This is a genomic window from Paraprevotella xylaniphila YIT 11841 (assembly GCF_900683745.1).
Lineage (GTDB): Bacteria > Bacteroidota > Bacteroidia > Bacteroidales > Bacteroidaceae > Paraprevotella > Paraprevotella xylaniphila.
Genome location: NZ_LR215980.1, coordinates 3,700,862 through 3,722,154, shown reverse-complemented (window position 1 = coordinate 3,722,154; position 21,293 = coordinate 3,700,862). Strand labels below are relative to the sequence as shown.

General features: G+C 49.8%; 14 protein-coding genes and 1 riboswitch. Of the genes, 3 read left to right on the top strand and 11 right to left on the bottom strand.

Annotation, left to right across the window (positions count from 1 at the left end; translation table 11 throughout):
• Positions 1-4: 4 nt before the first annotated feature.
• The 3 genes from E0E47_RS15695 to E0E47_RS15685 are packed head-to-tail and all read right to left on the bottom strand — an operon-like array spanning position 5 to position 4,347.
• Positions 5-1,141, bottom strand: coding sequence for an ABC transporter substrate-binding protein (locus tag E0E47_RS15695; RefSeq protein ID WP_130894120.1), 1,137 nt, complete (start codon positions 1,139-1,141; stop codon positions 5-7).
• A gap of 4 nt (positions 1,142-1,145) precedes the next feature.
• On the bottom strand, positions 1,146-2,312 hold the full coding sequence (locus E0E47_RS15690; protein ID WP_232038476.1) for a DUF5074 domain-containing protein: 1,167 nt from the start codon (positions 2,310-2,312) through the stop codon (positions 1,146-1,148).
• A gap of 25 nt (positions 2,313-2,337) precedes the next feature.
• Entirely contained in the window at positions 2,338-4,347 is a 2,010-nt protein-coding gene (locus E0E47_RS15685; RefSeq protein WP_130894118.1) for a TonB-dependent receptor domain-containing protein, read from the bottom strand.
• Positions 4,348-4,398: 51 nt separating this feature from the next.
• Positions 4,399-4,618: riboswitch (cobalamin riboswitch) on the bottom strand.
• A gap of 218 nt (positions 4,619-4,836) precedes the next feature.
• On the opposite strand from E0E47_RS15685, the gene E0E47_RS17390 reads away from it, so the two are divergent.
• Positions 4,837-4,980, top strand: coding sequence for a hypothetical protein (locus tag E0E47_RS17390; RefSeq protein ID WP_008624294.1), 144 nt, complete (start codon positions 4,837-4,839; stop codon positions 4,978-4,980).
• Between the two features lie 130 nt (positions 4,981-5,110).
• Positions 5,111-5,728, top strand: coding sequence for a response regulator transcription factor (locus E0E47_RS15680; RefSeq protein ID WP_130894117.1), 618 nt, complete (start codon positions 5,111-5,113; stop codon positions 5,726-5,728).
• 34 nt (positions 5,729-5,762) lie between these two features.
• Here E0E47_RS15680 and E0E47_RS15675 read toward each other — a convergent pair whose 3' ends face one another.
• Complete coding sequence (locus E0E47_RS15675) at positions 5,763-7,106, bottom strand: O-antigen ligase family protein (protein ID WP_130894116.1); 1,344 nt, start codon at positions 7,104-7,106, stop codon at positions 5,763-5,765.
• 36 nt (positions 7,107-7,142) lie between these two features.
• The gene (locus E0E47_RS15670; RefSeq protein WP_232038474.1) at positions 7,143-7,874 is read right to left on the bottom strand and encodes a hypothetical protein; all 732 of its coding nucleotides are present in this window, start codon (positions 7,872-7,874) and stop codon (positions 7,143-7,145) included.
• Between the two features lie 1,010 nt (positions 7,875-8,884).
• On the opposite strand from E0E47_RS15670, the gene E0E47_RS15660 reads away from it, so the two are divergent.
• Complete coding sequence (locus E0E47_RS15660) at positions 8,885-11,317, top strand: TonB-dependent receptor (protein ID WP_130894115.1); 2,433 nt, start codon at positions 8,885-8,887, stop codon at positions 11,315-11,317.
• Positions 11,318-11,340: 23 nt separating this feature from the next.
• Here the strand turns inward: E0E47_RS15660 and E0E47_RS15655 are convergent, their stop codons facing one another.
• From E0E47_RS15655 to E0E47_RS15630, 6 genes are all read right to left on the bottom strand, one after another.
• Positions 11,341-12,339 carry a hypothetical protein gene (locus tag E0E47_RS15655; protein WP_008624287.1) on the bottom strand — a complete coding sequence of 333 codons (999 nt, stop codon included), beginning with the start codon at positions 12,337-12,339 and terminating at the stop codon, positions 11,341-11,343.
• Complete coding sequence (locus E0E47_RS15650) at positions 12,326-14,194, bottom strand: peptidase U32 family protein (RefSeq protein WP_130894114.1); 1,869 nt, start codon at positions 14,192-14,194, stop codon at positions 12,326-12,328. Before E0E47_RS15650 ends, E0E47_RS15655 begins: the two co-directional genes overlap by 14 nt.
• Positions 14,191-15,108 carry a homoserine O-acetyltransferase MetA gene (metA, locus tag E0E47_RS15645; protein WP_130894113.1) on the bottom strand — a complete coding sequence of 306 codons (918 nt, stop codon included), beginning with the start codon at positions 15,106-15,108 and terminating at the stop codon, positions 14,191-14,193. Before metA ends, E0E47_RS15650 begins: the two co-directional genes overlap by 4 nt.
• 144 nt (positions 15,109-15,252) lie before the next feature.
• A complete protein-coding gene (locus E0E47_RS15640) occupies positions 15,253-17,283 on the bottom strand; it encodes a M13 family metallopeptidase (RefSeq protein WP_420873310.1) in 2,031 nt (676 codons plus the stop codon).
• Positions 17,284-17,318: 35 nt separating this feature from the next.
• Positions 17,319-19,262: an ABC-F family ATP-binding cassette domain-containing protein gene (locus E0E47_RS15635; RefSeq protein WP_172604722.1), complete on the bottom strand. Its 1,944-nt coding sequence runs from the start codon at positions 19,260-19,262 to the stop codon at positions 17,319-17,321.
• Between the two features lie 119 nt (positions 19,263-19,381).
• Entirely contained in the window at positions 19,382-21,289 is a 1,908-nt protein-coding gene (locus tag E0E47_RS15630) for a BNR repeat-containing protein (protein ID WP_130894111.1), read from the bottom strand.
• Positions 21,290-21,293 lie beyond the last annotated feature (4 nt).

Here is a 21,293-nt window from a genome sequence, read left to right as displayed (position 1 = left end):
TTTTTCAGTCCGCTAATTTACGAAAATATCTGCCACCTTCCGCCTTTGCCACGTCCGGATGGAATATTTTTATCAAATCTTCCAGCAACCATTCGGGATGGAAAGGCGTTTCTTCATAGTATGGCACCCTCCCGGTATTGCAGCCGTACACCCGCCGTTCACGGAAGGCCCGGAATCCGGCGTATGGCGCATAATCGTTTTTCAGATTCCGATAGGTCTTATCCTCCGGCATGTTGTACTTAATCAGCCAAATGTCGGCATCCTTCGCTTTCTCATACACCGTCTCAAAGCTCAGGGGAGACGAGCCGCTGTTCTTCAAGTCACGGAACACATAGTCGGCACCGGCATCGGCAAACGTCCGTCCGACCGTACTGCGTCCGCCCGGCACATACCACGTGGCTCCGGACTTCAAATCGGCAAACACGGTAGGCTTGTCTTTCATTCCGGCCACTTTTCCGGCCCACTTGAGATAATCGGCTTCTACCCGGGCAAACAAAGAATCGGCCTCGGCTGCTTTTCCGAACAACAGGCCGTAGAAACGCATCCATTCGGCACGCCCCAACGAAGAGGTTTCCATATAGTCGGCACATTCGATGATGGGAATGTCCAACTTGCCCAACCGGCCATATCCCCCGCTGTTTTCAAACGGAGAAAGCATCACAGCATCGGGATGCAACGCCATAAGCTTCTCGATGTCCGGATTCATCCCGCTGCCCAAATCCGCGATACGTCCCGTGCGGCATCCCTCCTTGATGTAGGGCAGGTCGATATACCGGAGGTCGCACACTCCGCCCACGGCAGCCAGTGCCCCCAACTCTTCCATCAACCCGCAATGCACAGACGAATAAATGACGGCTTTCTGCAACGGCACGCGTACGACCGTCCCCTGCGGCAGACTGTCGGGCAATGGCTCGTCTCGTCCGACCAACACATACGTGTGCAGTATTTCCAACGTATCCCACGGATTTCTCAGCGTAGCCACCCGGTAACCGTCGTAAGACACAACCTTCAGGTTCTCTGCATACTTTAAATCCAACGTGTCACCGCCCTCGTCCAAAAAGGAAGCCGTCTTGCCCCCGTCCTTACAAGAGGACAGAAGCAAAACGGCAAACAAACCATAAAAAAGGCTACTTACCTTCATCTCCTTATTTTGTGACAAACACCATCTTCGAGGTGGACATTCCGGCTTCAAACGTACGTTTATAAGTTCCATCCGCCCCGTATACATGTACGTCGGATGCAGCACCGTAAGGTACGTCAAACACATACACATCGCCAGATGCTGGATCAACAGCCAAACCGTTGGCACTCTGCAAATCAGCCATGTCCATAAACTCTTGCTCATCTCCTGTCTTTAAGTCACGGACGTAAGCACGAGCCACTTCCGGCATATAATACTCTGAATAAAGGATGTACATTTTCTCCCCGGCATTCGCGATATAAGTTGCACGGCACACCTGTTCCACTTGGTCTGTTTCCGGATCGAGACGTTGCATCGTACCGTAAATATACTGGTCCGGAGTCAAGGACGGGCTTCCTGCATAGTTGCCATTGGACACGAAGTATACATACCCGTCTTCTGCCGTGATGCACTGGGTATAAGGATTGAGCATCACTTCAATATCCTTCAGCTTGGTGAAAGAAGCTGCATCAACCACAGCCAACCACTTTCCTTTTGAATACCCCGAAATATTGACATACAGTTTGCCGTTGGCGGAGGTAATGGCCTCGGGATGGTCATAACCTGTTTGTGCCCCGGCATCTATAAGATTCAGTTTGCCATCGATGGCCATGGAAGTCGTATCGATACGGGAAACCGTCCCATCGTATGCTGTAAAATAAACCTTCCCCTCACACGCTGCCATGTAGCGAGGCTCAACCGGAGTACCGTCTTCGGTAGCCACCGGAATGGATTTCAGAACCTTGCACTTACGGTCCATGATGACAACTTTGGAAGAACCGCTCACCGTCACGTATATTTTCGAACCATACACACAAAGGTCTTGCCCCAAGTCGCCAAGCCCTTCGCCATTGGCAGCCGCATAAAGGTCTTCGCTCAACTTTCCGGTCTGAAAATCCAAATATTGGATACTGGCATCATTTCCACCCCAATTTCCGGTATTCAACACATAAGCTCCCAAAGCGACCACGGGGGAAGGAACCGCAGTGCTGTCACTTCCATTGGCACCGCCTCCATTTCCACCAGTCTCTTCTCCCGGCTTTCCACCATCTCCAACCGTGTCATCATCCTCGCTACAAGCGGTAAAACACCCTAAAGCCAGAGCCATTATGGCCCATTTACACCATTTCATTTTCATTTTTTTCGTTATTAAAAGTTTATAAAGAATATGTTATTGCCACTTTAAAATTCCTCCCGGGCATCGGATAGTAACGCACCACCTCATAATTTCTTCCACCCAGATTGGCCGCGTCCACCTGCAGGCGCAACTTATGATCCCTGAACCGGAAAACACGGTACAAGGAAAGGCTATGATCGGAATAGGCATTCACGAGATTGCTCTTTTTGTTTTGCGGCAGACGATAGCGTTCACCGCTCCATGCCACATTATATGCCAGGTTCATCCACGGCATTTCAAGTACCACACTTCCACCTCCGGAATGTTTCGGCGTATAGGCAATCTGATGACGCCACAACTTGCTACCGCGTTTCGTCACGTCTTCCGCCTGCATGAAACTGTACGCTCCTGTCAAACTCAAATTCCAAGCTTTTGCCAAAGCCCATTCGGCAGCCAGATTGGCATCCACGCCGTAAGTCTCCACTTTGCCTACGTTGGACATTTTCCATACGAACATCGTCGGAACTGCCACAATCTTGTCTTTCACCTTATTATAATAAGCATCCAACGAAAAGCTCACGTAATCCGCCACTTTTCCCATACGTCCGGCCCAGGTGGTCCCTATATTCCATTGGCACGTTGTTTCCGGACGCAAGCGGCTGTTCCCAATGAGCAGATAATAGAGGTCATTGAAAGTCGGGACACGGAATATGTCTTTATAAGACACGCGCAAACGCCAACTCGCCTTTTTCACAGGGCGCCACGCCAGGCTTACCGCCGGAGAAAGCCGCTTACGGTCGTCGGCAGCCATCCCTAAAGAAACTCGTTCGGTAATGAAAGTATTCAGTAAGGAAGCCGTCACCTGAAACTGCGGTTGACGGTATTGTGCTGAAAAGGCCGTCAGACTGGTATAACGTTCCGGGTATTGGCATTGGTCCAACGTCGTGGCCAAATCGTTATACACAAAATCCTGCGCCAACGAAAAAGAAAGGTTTTTCACGGGCATCGCCCATAACGTCGCGGTCAGGTAGGTCTCCGTCTGGCGAAAACGGCCTTCCGTCGGCCCGGCAGCCTTCTTGTCCGTATCTTTGTTCCAACTATAATTGAACTTCCCGGAAGCCTTCAGTTTCCACTTCTCCGAAAAACGGTTCTCATACCTCAACTGGCCGAAATAATTACGGTCATAAAGCCGTTCCGCCGCATAGGGATTGTCATATACGACACTACCGGGCAATCCTCGACGGGAATCGAACAGATACCCCTTCACATCCAAATCCTGACGTTCTGTCAAATGGGCAAAAAGATTCACCTCCGCACGGTATGCCCCTATGTCGCTATTGTTACGCCGTCCTTTTATCTGTTTATCCAAGTTCATCATCGTAAAATGATAATTCCCGTCGGCACGTAAATATTCACCGTAAAGAGAACAAGACAAACGCGGCGTGAACCGATGGGCATAGAAGAATGAGGGGTTGGCCAAACCGTAAGACCCCGCCTTCACCTTTACCGAAAGAGTGAAATCCCGGCCTTCAAAATCAGGCCGGCTCGTTTCGATGCTCAACGCACTTGCAGCAGCCAACATGCGTGCCGTCTGATAAATATTGTCGCTTTGCCCGATAGTCAACGTCAATGAAGAAACATTATCCAACGAGAAACGGGAGATGTCCACCTGTCCCGACTGGCAATCCCCTATGGCCACACCATCGTAGAGCACGGCTGTATGCTGTGCGCCCAGACTGCGTACGGAAACAGTTTTCAACCCTCCCACACCGCCATAATCCTTCAGGGTCACCCCCGAAAAATGCCGTACGGCATCCGACACGTCCAACACGCCCATACGTTCCAACTCCGCCTTATCAAGCGTCTGCACAGGAGCACCCGAACGTACGGTGGCAGGCAAAGCCTTCTCGGTCACCGTCAGACCTTTCATCTGTTTCAGCCCCACATCCACGCTATCTGCACCATTTTGTGCGAGCACGAACACAGTCTCCATACAAAATGACACAAGCAACCATCCTCTCATTTTATGAGATTCCTTGTATACGCCCATTTATATCTTCATTCTTCACTCAAGACACCTTCCTCCCATCCCACGGAGATTCCGGCATGACTACGTTTTGCAGGTCTTCTGACTTACTCCGGCTTGTTGGCCTTCCCACCTTATTATTATAAATAAGGAAGTGGCTTGAGGTTTGAAACAAACCGCACAATGAGTTCACAGCAGCGGGACTGTCCGGGATTTCCACCCGATTCCCTTTTCATCTGCCGACCTGAAAGGGCTTTCCCATAGGCCGGGCAGAACAAAACGTTGCAAAGTTATTAAAAAAATCAGTATCCCAAGACCTTTTCATTGATTTATATCAAGAAAAGGGCATTTAAATGATAACAAATGCCCTTTTACTTGTTTTGCAGGAAGAATCGCCGTACCTTTGTAATGTCATAAGGAACAAAAGATATTTAGTTTTTAGGTATTTAGCTCCGTGAAGGAGCAATGTTTAGGTAAAAGATTGTTAGATTAAAAAAGAAAGGTAAGAAGATTATGACAGGATTAATGATTATCGCAGCGGTCGTAGTAGCTATGGCAGTTGCAACAGGTTCAAAGAAGAGCAACGGTAAGTTCTTGGGTTCAAGTACTTCAATGTTGTTCGGTAATAAAAACCTGAATGCAGGTGCAGCTTGTTAAGTGCAATGCACCTTAGTTTGAAACCAATTAAATTTTTGATAAGGTAAGGATGTCTGGAATAAGGCATCCTTATTTCTTTTTAAGATACGACGAGATTTGAGTAACTTTGCATGGAAATATGAGCGTGAACATGAAACTATCCCCCGAGATTGCCATTATAGAAGCCAACACATTGACCTGTATGGGACTACGCGGCCTCATTGAACGGATGATGCCACAAGCTGTCGTCCGCACGTTCAACAGTTTTGAACAACTGATGCGCGACACACCGGACATGTATTTCCACTACTTTATTTCAGCCCAGACCCTTGTGGAGCACAGCGCCTTCTTTGTGGAACGGAAAGAAAAAACCATTGTGCTTACCAATGGGACAACCGGCACCCCTCAAACCTCCCACTTCCATACGTTGAATATCTACCAAAACGAAGACAATATGGTGCGTGCATTGCTGCAACTGCAACAGTATGCGCATGCTCACGGACGACATCTGCCCCAAGGTATGAGGAAGCCCATATCGGGAACCACAGCCTATACCGACCCCAACGGACTCAGTCATCGCGAAATCGAAGTGCTCATACTCATTGTACGCGGACTGACGAACAAGGAAATTGCCGACCACTTGTGTATCGGCACTACCACCGTTATCTCCCACCGCAAGAACATCATGGAAAAACTCAATGTCCGCTCCGTATCGGGACTGACTATCTATGCCGTCATGAACGGGTACATAGAGGCCGACCGCATCTGAAGAGTATTCCTTATAAACTTTTAGTTCTCTCCAATCAAAACCAATCTATTTCCATATTTTTTCCCTTTCCATTGCTTCTTTCATATTCTTGCAATTTAAGCCCTGCTTCTTTTTTAAGATATCCCGTCAAAGAAGAAGGTACTTTTTCTTTCTTCCCTACTATTTGATGAGCCTTCTCCAACATTTCCAAATCCCGTCCCTCTTTTTCATACAACCCCATCAACAGATATAAAGGGTAAATACGGTGGGGAACTCTATAATAAGCCTTATAAAACATTTCTTCAGCCTCCTCAAACCTGCCAAGAGCTTGAAAGTTTTTTCCCATGAGATTAAAAAACATGGGGTCAGAACTTCGTTTTGACCCTTCATTTAATATTATGTTGCTTTCTTCGTAATGACCATTATACGACAAACACATTCCATACTCAAAAAGGAAACCAACATCTTTCTTCAAATCGGGATACAAAACCCTGTAACAATTCTCTATGCCCTCATATTTTTCCCTATCAAAATATGGCCGCACCATATCCCAATGCCTCACGGCCACCCACGTTCGGTAAGATTTATTAAATCGGATACATACCATCGTACCCATTCCAATCAAAACCAACAAGTCACACACCAATCCAACCTTTCCATACCTTTTCTTTTCATCAAGCACCATTGGCATCCACGCAGCCCATAATAAAATAAACAAAGATAATAAGCATGTGGCAAAATATCGAAGAGGATAAGAAAAAAAAGAAACCACCATAAAACTCACCATTGCACCACATAACCCGACAACCTCAACATTCCGACACCTAAGAAGGCGTATATAGATATAAGCCATAAGGCACAAACAAGACAAAACTCCCGGCAGTCCAAGTTCTATCCATATCTGCAAATATTCATTATAAGCATAATCCGGGGCACCAGCCAACATTTCCTCATCCTGTGTCCCTTTCTTATCCCGAAAATACGCTTCTTGTGCTTCCCCATAAACATACGGGAAACCGCCTATCCCCCCCCCGGAGAATATCTGTTGTTTAGCCACCGGATAAGAGATTTTCCAGATGAACAAACGACCGTCTGCCGAATCTTTTTTCAGCACATACATGCCATACAAAAAAGGAACACAAAGAACGAATACAGCCAACAATACAAAACACTTTTTTATCCACGCACACTTCATCCGTAACCAAAACATTGACATCAAACTGATTACAGACGCCACCCAAGCTGCCCGACTTACACACATGACGAGTATGACTACGGAAAACAAAAGATAAAAAGCAGAAAGATAAAAAAGCATATTTGTAACCTTTTGCCCATGTCTAAACCTCACAAACAACGCATAGTCCAAGGCCAAGGGCAAAATAAGGACAATCAAACCCATCTATATAGTGCCATGCTTTGCCCTCATCCAATATCCCTATTCCAATGGGATGTTATATCCCTTGTGGAAATCCTCGCTCTGATAAGCCTTATGCTCATCCCAATAGACCAAAGAGCCTCCGCAAGAACCATACAGCCGCCCGTTCACCTGGTCATAACCGACAGTATGGGAACCATTCACTTCGATGGCCTGCCCTGCTTTCTGCATATCTTCTTTTATGACCTGCACGCTGTTTTGGGCTTTGTCGTACACGCACCACACTGTCACTTTCACTTGGGCTTCGGGATAGTCCTTTGAATGGAACACGATTCCTTCAATTTTCCTGAAAGACAGATTTTCATCTATTTTCACGTAACTGCACGTATTCCACACGATAGTGGAATCTATTGGCGCAGGTAACGCAAAAGTGAGCATTTCACCCGCCCCGTCTTGCTTCCCACGAACCTCCATCTTTTCACAAGCCTCCGCCAAACTTTCGTAAAGCCTACGTTTCTGTTCTTTGGACAAGTCCTTTTGTAGAACGGAATAATCCACCTGGTAATATCGGGATGCCTTTTTCCACAATTCGTATTCTTTTTGGGTTGTTTTCTCTTTTACCCAATCCGGCATAGAATCAAGGGGGCAGAAAGAAGAACCGGTCTCCTTGTCCAATGATTCCCCGGACTTTGGAGCAACCTCGCCCTGAGCCAAACACACTTGCCCCAAAAGTACCAACAATAAAAATACAACTTTTCTCATGACTGCTACAATATATTTTGCTTTTTTCATCGTTCTCTTTTTTTTAGTTTTTAAATATCTGTTCACTCTACACACTACCATTGCATTAATGTTTCATTCCATAGGCAATATTCTTATTCATGTTCCACATATATTTAAATCTCACATCGCAAAGTTAAGCATACTTTTGAGTAGAAACCAAATATTTGAGTTTGCATTTTCAGATATCGAGATTTTTTCTATCTAATTGAATATGTACAAGTTACAAAAATCCTATCAAAAAAAGAATTTGCATCGTATTTTGAAAGCTAAATTTTTGGTATTTATTTTAGCTTTAAGACCACTTTTTATAAACAGGTACTATACTTAGGCAAAACATTAAACAAACCTTCGTGTTACCATCTCTTTACCCCCACACAACCTTACCCAAGATTCGCGTATTTCCACCCCAAACCCGACGTGACGGTTTCGGAGCGATTCTCACGCACCGGACGCAAAACACATCGTATCCCTTTCGCTTCCGCACACCTGCAATCTGTACGACCTGGGCAGATTTCGTCCGCAGGGCGTGCTGCCATGTGTCAGCCTACGGCACGTTCTGCCTACAAAACGACACTTCGTTTTTGTCATCCGAAAACCATCAGTTAGACGAAAAAACGGCATTTTCAGCACATTTTCATCTCGTCCGGCTTCAAACTCCTCCACTTCCTGCGGAGAAAAACCGGAAAATCTGCGGAGAAAAAAAATGTTTTCTCAGCCGAATGAAAAATTTTCTTCTTCATAAAAAACGGGAAATTGAAGGTAAACGCGCACTGAATCCGTCATTTTTCACATTCGGCAACGGTTTTACAGTTCCATTAACTCCTGTTTTGGCGTGAAAAAACAAGGAAAAACAGAATAAAATAGAGGAAACCGCAGGCCAAGGATAAAGAAAACAATATACAAAATCTATTCCATGACCACTTCCGTATGCCTTTGCTTCCGGCGGAAAATCCTAATAAATAAGGATTGCCCCACCCGACGATTCATCGTAACTTTGCATCCCGAAACAAAAACCACGGATGGACAGATTGAGCATCATATCAGCAATATTATTCCTCTCGGGCGCAACTTCATACGCGCTCCCCATCGAGGAAACGGCAGAAGACAGCGCACGGGTAAAAGACATCGAAGAGGTGGTCATCGTATATTCTCCCAAAGAAACCGGCAAATTACGGCAAGCTCCAATCGCCGTTTCCCTTTTCGACCGGACGGCATTAGACGACCAACATACTGCTTCGCTGAAAGAACTTTCGGCTTTCGTACCCAACTTCTACATGCCGGACTACGGCAGCAGCCTGACCTCGGCGGCTTACATACGCGGCATCGGTTCGCGCATCAACACCCCGGCCGTGGGATTGTACGTGGACAACGTAGGATATGCAGACAAAAGTGCCTACGACATTGAATTGCTAGACGTGGAACGCGTGGACGTGTTGCGCGGCCCGCAGGCCACACTGTACGGACGGAATGCCATGGGCGGCCTGCTCCGCGTGTTTACCCGCAACCCGTTCCATTATCAAGGTACGGACATCCGCATGGGGACTTCGGTAAAAGACAAGGGTTACCAGTTGTCGGCATCGCATTACCAAAAGACAAGCCACAGGATGGCATACGCCTTGAGCGGGTTTTACAAGCATTCGGAAGGGTTCTTCGAAAACGTCACACGGCATGAGACAGTAGGAGGAAGCGAAACCGGAGGCGGACGCGTACGGATCATTTACCTTCCGGCAGAGGCTTGGAAACTGGACTTCTCTACGGATTATTCGTATCGTGAAGACCGGGGTTACCCCTACCGCTATTTGGGTGTCACCGAAGGAGAAGAGCCACGTCCCGACCGTATAGGCCGCATCCTCTACAACCGTCCTTCATTCTACCGCCGGAGCTTGCTGAACAGCAGCCTCAACGCGCAATATACTGCCGACCGGTTCATCCTGTCGTCCGTCACGGCCTACCAAAACCTGAACGACAACATGACGCTTGATCAGGATTTCACGGAAGCGGACTATTTCAGCCTGACCCAAAAGCAACGCATCAACTCCTGGAGCGAAGAACTGACTTTCAAAAGCCGCAGTAACCGCCGTTGGGAATGGATAGGAGGTATCTATGCCATGCGCCAGACCCTACACACGAAAAGTCCGGTATCTCTGACCCGCGAGTTCATGAACACCGTGTTCGACAAAGCCAATGTCGCCATCAGCCCGATGGGTATGGGACTTACATTAGATATGCCAGTTTCCCCCTACGTGGCCGACGGGGCTTTCGACACCCCGACCACCGACCTTGCCGCTTTCCACCAAAGCACGTTCAACGACTTGTTCGGGACGGAAGGGCTGAGCCTTGTGGCCGGCCTGCGCGTGGAATATGAAAAAATGAGGTTGGACTACGATTACGGTGGTCGCATGGACTACGGCGTGGAGCTTACTTCCCCTATGATGCCGCTCGTCCTCGAAGGCCTGTCGGACGACAGCCATTTCCGGGGCAGCCTGAAACACGATTACGTGCAATGGTTACCTAAGGTGGCCTTGCAATACCACTTTTCGGCGCAAAACAACGTGTACGTAAGTTGGAGCAAGGGCTACCGCAGCGGAGGATACAACGTACAGATGTTCAGCGACCTGGTGCAAGGCGATTTGAAAAGCCGGATGATGCGCTCCGTCAAGGACAAGACGGCGGAGACGCTGAACGGACCGATGTACGCCCACATGCCGGAAGCCGTGAAACAGATGATTGTCAGCCAAATTCCGCAGGAGGAGTTTTCCGGAACTCCGGCACAGACCCGCTTCAAACCGGAATACAGTTATAATTATGAGGCAGGCGGGCACTTCTCGTTCTCGGACGGCAAGATACAACTGGATGCCGCCGTGTTCTACATGGACGTGTACGACCAACAGATTTCCAAATTCGTGAGCAGCGGATTGGGGCGTGTCATGGTCAACGCCGGACGGGGACGGAGTTGCGGTACGGAAATAGGACTGCGCGGCGGATGGTTGGACAACCGCCTGACGTGGCATGCGTCATACGGCTACACGCACTCCGTATTCAAACGCTATGAAGCGCAGGAAGCCCGGACGGAAACAGCGCAAGAGGCGGTGAAATATGACGGTAACCATGTGCCTTTTGTCCCCATGCACACGCTCGCGGCAGGTGTGGAATACGAACAACCTTTGAAACACCATAAGATAAAAAGCTATTTCTTCGGCGTGAATACCACGGGAGCCGGAAAAATCTACTGGAGCGAGGACAATGCTTACCACCAACCGTTTTACGCGCTGTTGAATGCCCATGCCGGTTTGGACTTCGGCTCCGTACGCATCGACATCTGGGGCAAAAACCTGACGGATACGGACTACGACGCTTTCTTTTTTACTTCGGCCGCTACCACCCGCAACATGAAATTCGGACAACGGGGCAATCCGTTACAGTTCGGAGTGGATGTCAGCCTGCATTTCTGACTCTCCCCCGCAAGACAGACGGGTCATTCATTCCATGCACCGCAATGCGGACAACGCCCTTTGCTGTGAAGCTTGGCTCCGCAACGCCCGCAAACGTAAGGACAACGGGCATAACGGAAATAACGCCACAACGCCCAACCGACGTAAAACAAGAAAAAAGGATAGCCGAGATAATACAACGTGGTGAGCGAAAAGAACAGGTAACACCCCGCACATACGCCCAACAAGGCAAACAAGTACAGCATGGCTTCCTGAAAAGGGAGTTGCCGGCAAACGTCCTCCACCGATGCTATGGACAGAATGACTATCAGCCACACGGAAGCCACGAACAAGCCCAAAATAAACGGCAATCCGAAAGGATTGAGTGTCGGGTGGAAATAAAACTCCGTCCATGTATCGGGTACAAAATTCTGCATACTGGCATAAAGCGTTGCGGCACCAGACAGCGTCAGGCATAGCAAAGTAGGGTAACAACTTCCGATGTCATCGAAATGCACGATATGGAAACGCTTGCGACGCATACGGCGTACCAACCACAATACCAACAGCACGCCTAAAACGGACAGGAAATATATCAGGTGCGTATTGCTGAAAGCATGGATAAACTGCGAAATGGAATCATCCGGAACAACCCGTGCCAACAAATCCTGCTCGTGCACCCAACCCATGGTGGACTGGTCGCGGGCTACTTTCACCCAAACCGAATCCACCGTGTCCTCCGGCACAATCATGACTTCAGCCACGACGAGACGGTCGTCCGCAAATACAGCCACGGTGTCTTCCGGCACACCTGCATGTACCGGATTATGGACGGGATGTACGGTTTGCAGGCACAAAGAATCTTCCACCACCACGAAATTATAATTCCGGTTATAATGATGGGAAGCCTCAAAATCAAGCGAATCCTTCCGTTTCTCCGTCAAATCCCACTCGTCGGAATAATCGGGCTTCTGGTAATAACAACCGACCGACAACAAACTGCCTAATAACAGGTAAATCAGAAAAAAGCTACTCTTCCGCATCGGCACAGACTTTCATTTGGCAGGCTTTACAGTCGAAAGACAAACGGAAACGGCGTCCGTCGGACGAAACCAAATAATACGGTTCACGGAAAGGAGACTTCTCTCCCCCGTAACGCGGACACCATCCCATGCTGTAACGCAGGCAATGGCGGCAAAACATCAGCACGGCACCGGCAGGTTCCCGTTTCTCGAAAGCCGGAGCAATGCACACTGCCCCTTGCCGGTGGTAGAAGTCCTCAGCCTTGCGGTTCATCACATTGGCCAGATACGTCACCTCTTCCGGAACCCACCGCACCGGAGCCTTCCCTTGCTTTTCATCCCGGCTGCGCGTAAAGGCTGTCGGAAGAGGGCGCACCTCTCGCAACTCATTCATTTTGCGTGCCGACAGCAACCGTCCTACCAACGTCCTGCGCCAATCGGCTAATACGGAAGAAGGGATAAACCAGTCGGAACGGAAACGAATGTCCACTCCGTCCGCCTCGAACGGCGTATTTCCTAACTTGGATAACTGGGCCTTGATGTTTTCGGCCTGCGAGCTGCGTGCCTTTTCTTTGGGATAGGGGAAAGCTACGGTTACCGACACCTCGTCCTCGTCGCGCACCTCCAACGTGAAACCCTCGGCATACTCGCCCAACGTCCATTCCACCCGGATTTTGCGGACAGCGGACGGACGGGACAGCACGTCCTCGAACGCCTTGTCGAAATTGCGGTACAGACGGGCGTGAGGACGGACACGCGGCATTTCCGCCGGATAAATCTTATTGGCTTCCACACGGTTCACGCGAAATCCCTGCAAGTTACCCTGCTCGTCCAAAAAGCACAGTCCGTCACCGTTGGCAAACGGCTTGACTCCGGATACGACAATACACCTTCCACGGACGTCTTTCACCGTTCCCACTTCTTCACCCAACGATTTGGGCGTATGGAACGAAAAAATATCAGGTGTACGGCCATCCAGAAAATAACGGGTGAATCCTCGGTTGAAACTTTTCTCCAAACAGGGTGTGAACGCCAAAGAGACCTGCCCCGATGAAGCCCGGCGGTACTCCGGACGGCGTTTGAAGATTTCGTCCAGACGGCTGCGGTACCACGCAGTCACGTTTTTCACGTATGCCACGTCCTTCAGACGTCCTTCGATTTTCAACGAAGTCACACCGGCATCCAACAAGCGTTCCAAATCCGCTCCCCGGTTCATGTCCTTCAAAGAAAGCAAGTGGCGGCCTTGTTCTATCATACGTCCGTCGCTGTCCACCATATCGAACTTCAACCGGCAGAACTGGGCGCACTCTCCCCGATTGGCACTCCGCCCGAAGCAATGCTGCGACACGTAGCACTGCCCACTGTAACTGACGCAGAGTGCCCCGTGCACAAAAACCTCCAACGGCACGTCGCAAGCCGCATGAACGGCCTGAATCTCGGCCAAAGACAGTTCACGTGCCAACACCACCTGGCTGAAACCCAAACCGTGGAGAAACTTCACCTTATCCGGCGTACGGTTGTCCATCTGCGTGCTGGCATGCAAAGGGATGGGCGGCAGGTCGAGTTCCAGCAAAGCCATGTCCTGCACGATGAGCGCATCCACTCCGGCACGATACAACGCCCACACCAACTTTTCCGTCTCGGGCAATTCCTCGTCCTTCAATATCGTATTGACCGTGACATACACTTTGACACGGAACGTATGGGCATACTCCACCACACGGGCGATGTCCTCCACGGAATTGCCCGCCGACGCCCTTGCCCCGAAACGGGAAGCACCGATATACACGGCATCTGCCCCGTGGTCCACTGCCGCCATGGCACATTCCACATTACGGGCCGGAGCCAGAAGCTCCACTGGTCTTTGTCTAATCATCGGATACTGTTAATATCGTAAGGAGTTTCCTGATACACGTAATAATTCAGCCAGTTGGAAAACAACAGATTCCCATGAGCACGCCACGTCACCAACGGTCCTTCTTCCGGCACATTGTGACAGTAATAGTTCACCGGCATGTCTATCGGCAAACCTTTCTCCAAATCGCGACGGTATTCCGTATCCAAGGTATAGGGGGAATACTCGGCATGCCCCGTGATGTAAATCTCCCGTCCGCCACGCGCCATGACCATGCACACCCCGGACTGGGGAGATTCGGCAATGACCTCAAGGCCGGGCACCCGGAGCACGTCCTCGCGCCGTATCTCCGTATGGCGGCTGTGCGGCATATAAAACTCATCATCGAAACCGCGGAATATCGGCAGCATGGGAGCCAACGGATATTGCTTGAAAACACCGAACATCTTCCGGTCCAACTTGTATTTGGGTACGCCATAATAATGGTACAATCCGGCTTGGGCGGCCCAACAGATATAAAGGGTGGAAGTGACATGGGTACGTGCCCAGTCGAAAATCTCCTTGATTTCGTCCCAATAGTTCACCTCCTCGTAATCGAGATGTTCTACTGGCGCACCGGTAATAATCATACCATCGAACTTCTCTTCCTTCATCAGTTCGAAATCACGGTAGAAAGCTTTCATGTGCTCCACCGGCGTATTCTTCGACGTGTGCCCCTTCACTTTCATGAAAGAGACCTCGACCTGCAAAGGCGTGTTGGACAACAGACGGACAAGGTCGGTCTCTGTCGTAATTTTCAACGGCATGAGGTTCAATACGACAATGCGCAACGGGCGGATGTCCTGCGAAGAGGCCCGCGAGCTGTCGATGACAAAGATGTTCTCTTTTTTCAACAACTCGATGGCCGGAAGCTTATCTGGTAAATTTAATGGCATGTATAATCGGTTTTATCGTTTCTATGACCACGCAAAATTAGCAAAATCTTACCGAAACGCCTACCATTTTAACGCAACAAGCGGAACGATTTAGAATCTTTATCGTTCCGCTTGCCTAAAAAATATATGCCTGCGCCGAATGGCTTACCAAATCGTCACGCGCTTTTCTTTCGGCACGAACATCGAATCTTTTTCAGTGATGCCAAAAGCCTCGTACCAAGCGTCGATATGGGGCAATGCGCCGTCCACACGCCAACGTCCCAATGAATGGGGGTCGCTCTTCGTCCGTACGCGGATCTCCTCGTCACGGATGTTTCCGGCCCACAGGTTCGCATAAGCCAGGAAGAACCGCTGTTCGGGCGTGAAACCGTCTTCCGTCTGCAAAGGCTTCTCTTTCATCGCATTTTGGAATGCCGTATATGAAACCATCAAACCACCATGGTCGGCCAGGTTCTCACCCAAGGTCAAAGCACCGTTTCCTTTCAAACCGGGCAACACCTCTATATTGTTAAAGAAATCCTCCATCACTTTGGCACGGGCTTCGAAGCGTTCCGCATCACCCGGTGCCCACCAATCGGTCAGGTTTCCGTTCTTGTCGAACTGACGGCCCTGGTCATCGAATCCGTGCGTCATCTCATGACCGATAACCACACCTATGGCACCATAATTATAAGCATCGTCGGCCTCCATATCGAAGAACGGCGGCTGAAGGATACCGGCCGGGAAGCAAATTTCATTGGTCGTCGGGTTATAGTAAGCGTTCACAGTCTGCGGAGTCATGTACCATTCGTCACGGTCGACGGGCTTATTCAACTTCTTGTCGATGATATATGCCAAATCGAACTCATTGCTGCGCACGATGTTGGCCCAGTAACTGTCATCCTTGATTTCCAAACCCGAATAGTCGCGCCATTTGTCGGGGTAGCCCACCTTGACATAGAAAGAAGCCAATTTGTCCAAAGCCACTTTCTTCGTCTCGTTGCTCATCCAATCCTGTACTTTGATACGTTCAGCCAAAGCGTCTTGCAGGTTTTTCACCAGTTTCACCATACGCTCCTTGGCGGCTGCGGGGAAGTATTTCTCCACATATTTCTCGCCCAAGCCTTCGCCTAATACACCTTCCACCGTACCTACGGCTTTCTTCCAACGCGGACGGTCTTGCTGCTTCCCGCTCATCACCCTGCCATAAAAATCAAAACGGCAGGCACGGAGTTCATCGCTAAGATAGGGAGCCGACGAATTGATCAATTTCCATTCCATGAACGCTTTCTGGTCTTCCACCGGAGTTTCGGCCAATATCTTTTCCACCTCATGAATCGGCTCGGGTTGGCCTACGCTGACTTCTTTCAGTCCCTGAATACCCATCGTACTGAAAAATACATCCCAATCTATTCCGGAATAGTCTTTTTTCAGTTCCTCGTACGTCATCTTATGGTAATTCGCTTCGGGATCACGCTGCTGCACGGCCGAATAAGAAGGAACGGCAATACGGGTTTCAATGCCCATCACAGCCTCCATCTTACGTTTGGCCTCTTCTGGAGTAGAGCCGCACAAGGTGAACATCTTCTCCATATATGCCTTGAATGATTCACGGATATGCACCGTAGCCGAATCATTATCCAAATAATACTCTTTCTCTCCAAGGCTCAGCCCCCCCTGTCCGATTTGAAGGAGGTTCATGCTGCTGTTCTTGATGTCGGCATCGATGTAGAAGCCGAAGTAACCGGGAAGCCCTTTCCGGCCAAGCTTGGCCATCTGGGCTATGATTTCCTTGCGGTCCTGGATGGCCGCAATGGCATCCATATCCTCTTTAATCGGGGCATAACCGTCCTTGTTCTGTTTCACGCTGTCCATGGCGATGTTATACAAATCACCGATTTTCTGCTCCAATGTCCCGACTTCGTGCTGTCCTTTGGCCATGGCTTCAATCAAACCGCGCAACTGCTTGTTGTTGTTCTCAATCAAGACCTCAAAATTCCCGTAAGTCGAGTACTCGCCTGTGAGTGGATGGGCTTTGATCCAACCGCCACAGGCATACTGATAAAAATTGTCTCCCGGCTTTGCCGTCTGATCCAAGTTAGCCAGGTCGATTCCCGTCTTGGAAGTCGGCCCGCCGCAGCCCGCCAATGCCAAAGAAGCAAAGGCCATCATCGGAATAAATTGTTTTAAGTTCATCATATCATTCATTTAAGATAATATTTGTAGAATATTCAAGATTGTGCCTCTTCAAGTTCCAACGAAGTCTCTTCCCACGTATTGACGGCCTCGTCCAACTGCTTCTTCAACGCACCATGGCGTTCGTAAATCGAAACATCGGCAGCCCCTTCCGGTGTAGCCATCTGCTCTTCCAACATTTTCACTGCGGCCTCCAACTCCTCGATTCGGGCTTCACACTGCTCCACAGCCTTCTCCAACTTACGGATTTTTTTCTGTTGTTCTTTCTGCTGTTCGTAGCTCAACCGATTGGAAGCTCCTGTTTTTTCCTCCACAGAAGAAACCACCGTCGAAGATGTGGAAAGTGAAGGTTTCTGCAAATCGTTCAAAGATTCGATATTCTTACGCTGCAAGAAGTCATAGATGCCTCCCAAATGTTCCTTGACCATTCCCCCGCCGAACTCATACACTTTGGAGACGAGGCCGTCAAGAAATTCGCGGTCGTGGCTTACGACAACCACCGTCCCGTCGAAATCCCGTATGGCATCCTTTAATACGTCTTTGGAACGCATGTCCAGGTGGTTCGTAGGTTCGTCGAGAATCAGGAAGTTCACGGGTTCGAGCAAGAGCTTAATCATGGCCAAACGGCTCCGTTCCCCCCCCGACAACACCTTGACTTTCTTCTCGGAAGCTTCGCCGCCGAACATGAATGCTCCCAATATGTCGCGTATCTTCAAGCGGATGTCTCCCTTGGCCACACGGTCTATCGTGTCGAACACCGTCAGTTCGCCGTCTAAAAGTTGCGCCTGGTTTTGTGCAAAATAACCTATCTGCACGTTATGCCCCAACTTCAAACTCCCCTCGAAAGGAATCTCACCCATAATACATTTAACTAAGGTAGATTTTCCTTCGCCGTTCTTTCCGACAAACGCCACCTTCTCGCCGCGTTTGATGGTCAAGTCCACATCATGGAACACGACATGTTCCCCGTATGCCTTTCTCACGCCTTCACAAATCAGAGGGTAGTCGCCGCTACGCAAGGCGGGCGGGAACTTCAGCCTCAAAGCCGAGTTGTCCACCTCATCAACCTCTATCGGCACCATCTTTTCAAGCTGTTTGATGCGGCTCTGTACCTGCACGGCCTTAGTGGGTTTATAGCGGAACCTTTCGATAAACTCCTTGATGTCGGCTATTTCTTTCTGTTGGTTCTCGTATGCACGAAGCTGCTGCTCGCGACGTTCTGCGCGTAACCGCACGTACTCGTCATACTTTACCTTGTAATCGAACACGCGGCCGCAGGAAATTTCCAAGGTTCGGTTGGTTACATTATTGATAAAGGCGCGGTCATGACTCACCAAGACGACGGCATTGGCCTTAGTGGCCAGAAAATTTTCAAGCCACTGTATGCTCTCGATGTCCAAATGATTGGTCGGCTCATCGAGCAACAGCACGTCGGGTCTCCTCAACAGCAACTTGGCCAACTCTATACGCATGCGCCATCCTCCGCTGAACTCACGGGTGGGACGGTCGAAATCCCCGCGCACAAATCCCAAACCCATCAAAGTGCGTTCCAGTTCGGCCTGATAATTCATACCGCCCATCATCTGAAAACGCTCGCTCTCATGCGTAAACTTTTCCACGAGAGCCATGTAGCTTTCACTGTCGTAATCCGTACGGTCGGCCAGTTCCTGGTTCATCCGGTCGAGCCGTTCCTGCATTTGGCTGATATGGGAAAAGGCTTGTTCTGCCTCTTCACGCACCGTATGCTCGTCGCTCAACACCATCACCTGCGGCAGATAGCCGATGGTGGAACCGCCGGAAACAGCCACCGTCCCCGAGGTGGGCTGTTGCAATCCGGCTATAATCTTCAACATGGTGGACTTCCCGGCCCCGTTCTTTCCCACGAGGGCGATACGGTCTTTGTCATTGATGACATACGAAACGTCCTGAAACAACGGGGTCGCCCCGAACTCCACCTTTAACTTTTCAACTGATACCAATGCTCTATAATTTTGTTGCAAAGATAGTGAAAGGCAGGCGCAGGAACAAAAGAAAACATCGTTTTCTACTTGTTCCTGTCCATCCCTATTCTTTTTTCGTCCTTATATGGACTGTAGAATCAGTACCCGCGTGAACCAAGGCGGGCGATTTCATCCGGATTCAAGGCACGATGGTAGACCGTATAACTTTCCATACGGCCATTGCAAGCGTCCAAGACCAAACGGCGCAAACCGCAATCGCCCTCGATGGTTTGGTCGACCAAGCCATTGACATAAGTGGTCAAACGTCCGTTTTCCGACACGACGGCAAGCGCGAGGCGAGGATAGGGCACCACGGGGTACCATTTGCCGTTCGTCCCCCGGCCATAACGTGACCAACTGTCCGCCGTTCCCAACACGTTGCAACTCCGGACGGCTTTCTGCCCTATCGTCAAACAAGGCTTGAACGAAACGGAATCGGCTGCCCACGACCAACCGTCTGCCTCGCAGACAGTACCGTGTAAAGGCATGCCGTCTGTCGCCACCGAGATGAAAACCGTGAAATCGCCTTTCTGCCATTCGCGTGGGACATCCACTTTAATCCCTTTTCCTTTTTCCTGCATCTGCCCGCCTGCGGCGCATTTACCTGCCACCACACCCTTGTCCAAATCCACAGGTTCTTCCGTCCACCGGAAATCGCCGTAAACGGAAGTGGGATACCCCGGACGTGCTGAACTGACAATCCAATCGAAATAGTCACCATGCATCCATGCCAGACGTAAAGGCGAACTTTCGGAATCCGGAAGAATGTAAGGCCGCACGTTATTCTTACGGGAATGGCGGGTAACAGGCTCTGCCTTCACGTCCCCACTGCGGACATCTACCGTGTACTTGACAATCTCATACACACGCCCGAACGCCCCACTGACGGGCACAGAACAATACACAACCTCCGGATGTGCCGGATCTATGGCCATGCCGCCGCTGTAACAACGTTCGATATCCGGCGTCTGGTGGAAATGACCTCCTGCATGCGCCAAGAAGATTTCCTTCCAAGCTTGTCCGTCCCAATACTTATAGTAATAATCATGCCGCGTCTTGTCCCCACTTATTTTGACCATGGCTATTACCGGATGGCCCTGCTTGTCGGTAGCCACCTGCCACACCCAGTCGCGCACACCGGGCGTATGATCTACGACCGCTACCGGGTAATCTACGGCATGCTGCTCCGTACGGTTCACCTTAAACGGTCCGTCGGCAATAGTAGACAAGACCTTGCCCTGTACGTCTTCTAATTGCAAGGTTTTGATGTTGACACTGTTCAGGTATAACCAATTCGGATTTTCGTTATCCGGATGACCGGTCGTATAGGTAAACATGATACGGTCTTTCCCGTTGGAATAGTATTTGGCATACGGACGTGCGCCCGTGGACTGCACCATCTGGTAAGGCCCCCAGTCCATCTTCACCTCATCATTCTCATCCGGCAATGACAACCGCGCGATGGTGGGATGCCAACGGATACCGCGCCAACATAAATAGATATGCTCCGGGTCGTCGGACAATATGAAAGGAGAAGGATAGGTCGTATTGTCTTTCGTCAGGATTTTCCTCTCTTCGCCCAACGTCGTAATGTCGCCGGGGGCATGCGATATGCGGTAATAGAAGCACGGCTCATCCGTATGGCGCGAATAGAATATCATGATACGTTCGTCCGGCAATACCAGAAACGTCGGGTTGTTATGGTCGTCCGGTTGGAAGTAAGAACGTACCAACACCTCCGACCTCCGCCCCTTCAGAAAATCATACTGCACAGCCTTCACAGCCCCATGCACGTCGATATAACCGACATAACTGCTGTTTATCGTGCCGCTTTCATTCTCATAATGCAACGCACGCGGGTCGGCAAACCAACACCATGCGCCTTCGTCGGCCAATTTTTTACCTTCGTAAACCGTAGCCTCGGCGGGAGAAAGATGGTTTTGTGCAGCCGCCGTCCCTACAAATCCGACCCAAAGGGTCACCGCAATCAATAATAAATTTTTCATGAAT

Bases quoted from the DNA above. Each gene is read 5' to 3' on its own strand.
- E0E47_RS15695 (WP_130894120.1), bottom strand. From the start codon at position 1,141: ATGAAGGTAAGTAGCCTTTTTTATGGTTTGTTTGCCGTTTTGCTTCTG.
- E0E47_RS15690 (WP_232038476.1), bottom strand. From the start codon at position 2,312: ATGAAATGGTGTAAATGGGCCATAATGGCTCTGGCTTTAGGGTGTTTT.
- E0E47_RS15685 (WP_130894118.1), bottom strand. From the start codon at position 4,347: ATGGGCGTATACAAGGAATCTCATAAAATGAGAGGATGGTTGCTTGTG.
- E0E47_RS17390 (WP_008624294.1), top strand. From the start codon at position 4,837: ATGACAGGATTAATGATTATCGCAGCGGTCGTAGTAGCTATGGCAGTT.
- E0E47_RS15680 (WP_130894117.1), top strand. From the start codon at position 5,111: ATGAAACTATCCCCCGAGATTGCCATTATAGAAGCCAACACATTGACC.
- E0E47_RS15675 (WP_130894116.1), bottom strand. From the start codon at position 7,106: ATGGGTTTGATTGTCCTTATTTTGCCCTTGGCCTTGGACTATGCGTTG.
- E0E47_RS15670 (WP_232038474.1), bottom strand. From the start codon at position 7,874: ATGAAAAAAGCAAAATATATTGTAGCAGTCATGAGAAAAGTTGTATTT.
- E0E47_RS15660 (WP_130894115.1), top strand. From the start codon at position 8,885: ATGGACAGATTGAGCATCATATCAGCAATATTATTCCTCTCGGGCGCA.
- E0E47_RS15655 (WP_008624287.1), bottom strand. From the start codon at position 12,339: ATGCGGAAGAGTAGCTTTTTTCTGATTTACCTGTTATTAGGCAGTTTG.
- E0E47_RS15650 (WP_130894114.1), bottom strand. From the start codon at position 14,194: ATGATTAGACAAAGACCAGTGGAGCTTCTGGCTCCGGCCCGTAATGTG.
- metA (WP_130894113.1), bottom strand. From the start codon at position 15,108: ATGCCATTAAATTTACCAGATAAGCTTCCGGCCATCGAGTTGTTGAAA.
- E0E47_RS15640 (WP_420873310.1), bottom strand. From the start codon at position 17,283: ATGAACTTAAAACAATTTATTCCGATGATGGCCTTTGCTTCTTTGGCA.
- E0E47_RS15630 (WP_130894111.1), bottom strand. From the start codon at position 21,289: ATGAAAAATTTATTATTGATTGCGGTGACCCTTTGGGTCGGATTTGTA.